Consider the following 2744-nt stretch of genomic DNA (forward strand, 5'->3'; position numbering starts at 1 on the left):
GCTAAATGCGCCACTTCCTGTGGCAACGCATGTGTTAGCATGTCCTATGCGTTGTTCTTTGAAAACTAGATAACAGAAGTAATTCACATTCAATTGTAATGCAAGATATCACGTAGTGATTCTTTTTAACGGTTAAGTTAGAAAGGGCGCACGGTGGATGCCTTGGCACTAGGAGCCGATGAAGGACGGGACGAACACCGATATGCTTCGGGGAGCTGTAAGCAAGCTTTGATCCGGAGATTTCCGAATGGGGAAACCCACCACTCGTAATGGAGTGGTATCCATATCTGAATACATAGGATATGAGAAGGCAGACCCGGGGAACTGAAACATCTAAGTACCCGGAGGAAGAGAAAGCAAATGCGATTTCCTGAGTAGCGGCGAGCGAAACGGAACATAGCCCAAACCAAGAGGCTTGCCTCTTGGGGTTGTAGGACATTCTATACGGAGTTACAAAGGAACGAGGTAGATGAAGAGGTCTGGAAAGGCCCGCCATAGGAGGTAACAACCCTGTAGTCGAAACTTCGTTCTCTCCTGAGTGGATCCTGAGTACGGCGGAACACGTGAAATTCCGTCGGAATCCGGGAGGACCATCTCCCAAGGCTAAATACTCCCTAGTGACCGATAGTGAACCAGTACCGTGAGGGAAAGGTGAAAAGCACCCCGGAAGGGGAGTGAAAGAGAACCTGAAACCGTGTGCCTACAAGTAGTCAGAGCCCGTTAACGGGTGATGGCGTGCCTTTTGTAGAATGAACCGGCGAGTTACGATCCCGTGCAAGGTTAAGCAGAAGATGCGGAGCCGCAGCGAAAGCGAGTCTGAATAGGGCGCATGAGTACGTGGTCGTAGACCCGAAACCAGGTGATCTACCCATGTCCAGGGTGAAGTTCAGGTAACACTGAATGGAGGCCCGAACCCACGCACGTTGAAAAGTGCGGGGATGAGGTGTGGGTAGCGGAGAAATTCCAATCGAACCTGGAGATAGCTGGTTCTCTCCGAAATAGCTTTAGGGCTAGCCTCAAGGTAAGAGTCTTGGAGGTAGAGCACTGATTGGACTAGGGGCCCCCACCGGGTTACCGAATTCAGTCAAACTCCGAATGCCAATGACTTATCCTTGGGAGTCAGACTGCGAGTGATAAGATCCGTAGTCAAAAGGGAAACAGCCCAGACCACCAGCTAAGGTCCCAAAGTATACGTTAAGTGGAAAAGGATGTGGAGTTGCTTAGACAACCAGGATGTTGGCTTAGAAGCAGCCACCATTTAAAGAGTGCGTAATAGCTCACTGGTCGAGTGACTCTGCGCCGAAAATGTACCGGGGCTAAACGTATCACCGAAGCTGCGGACTGTTCTTCGAACAGTGGTAGGAGAGCGTTCTAAGGGCTGTGAAGCCAGACCGGAAGGACTGGTGGAGCGCTTAGAAGTGAGAATGCCGGTATGAGTAGCGAAAGAGGGGTGAGAATCCCCTCCACCGAATGCCTAAGGTTTCCTGAGGAAGGCTCGTCCGCTCAGGGTTAGTCGGGACCTAAGCCGAGGCCGAAAGGCGTAGGCGATGGACAACAGGTTGATATTCCTGTACCACCTCCTCACCATTTGAGCAATGGGGGGACGCAGGAGGATAGGGTAAGCGCGCTGCTGGAATAGCGCGTCCAAGCAGTTAGAGGGGTGACGAGGCAAATCCCGTCACCATGTACCTTGAGCTGTGATGGCGAGCGAAATATAGTAGCGAAGTTCCTGATTCCACACTGCCTAGAAAATCCTCTAGTGAGGTGAAAGGTGCCCGTACCGCAAACCGACACAGGTAGGCGAGGAGAGAATCCTAAGGTGAGCGAGAGAACTCTCGTTAAGGAACTCGGCAAAATGACCCCGTAACTTCGGGAGAAGGGGTGCTCTGTTAGGGTGCAAGCCCGAGAGAGCCGCAGTGAATAGGCCCAGGCGACTGTTTAGCAAAAACACAGGTCTCTGCGAAGCCGTAAGGCGAAGTATAGGGGCTGACGCCTGCCCGGTGCTGGAAGGTTAAGAGGAGCGCTTAGCGTAAGCGAAGGTGCGAATTGAAGCCCCAGTAAACGGCGGCCGTAACTATAACGGTCCTAAGGTAGCGAAATTCCTTGTCGGGTAAGTTCCGACCCGCACGAAAGGCGCAACGATCTGGGCACTGTCTCAACGAGAGACTCGGTGAAATTATAGTACCTGTGAAGATGCAGGTTACCCGCGACAGGACGGAAAGACCCCGTGGAGCTTTACTGCAGCCTGATATTGAATGTTGGTACAGCTTGTACAGGATAGGTAGGAGCCTTGGAAACCGGAGCGCCAGCTTCGGTGGAGGCATCGGTGGGATACTACCCTGGCTGTATTGACCTTCTAACCCGCCGCCCTTATCGGGCGGGGAGACAGTGTCAGGTGGGCAGTTTGACTGGGGCGGTCGCCTCCTAAAAGGTAACGGAGGCGCCCAAAGGTTCCCTCAGAATGGTTGGAAATCATTCGCAGAGTGTAAAGGCACAAGGGAGCTTGACTGCGAGACCTACAAGTCGAGCAGGGACGAAAGTCGGGCTTAGTGATCCGGTGGTTCCGCATGGAAGGGCCATCGCTCAACGGATAAAAGCTACCCCGGGGATAACAGGCTTATCTCCCCCAAGAGTCCACATCGACGGGGAGGTTTGGCACCTCGATGTCGGCTCATCGCATCCTGGGGCTGTAGTCGGTCCCAAGGGTTGGGCTGTTCGCCCATTAAAGCGGTACGCGAGCTGGG

At 53.2% G+C, this 2744-nt stretch carries 1 rRNA gene; it reads left to right on the forward strand.

Annotated features, from left to right (window positions below):
* Window positions 1-130: 130 nt before the first annotated feature.
* Window positions 131-2744 (forward strand): 23S ribosomal RNA (locus ACFU5K_RS31560); the annotation flags it as partial.

This window comes from Streptomyces sp. NPDC057428, from assembly GCF_042803195.1.
In the GTDB taxonomy this organism is placed as follows: Bacteria; Actinomycetota; Actinomycetes; order Streptomycetales; family Streptomycetaceae; genus Streptomyces.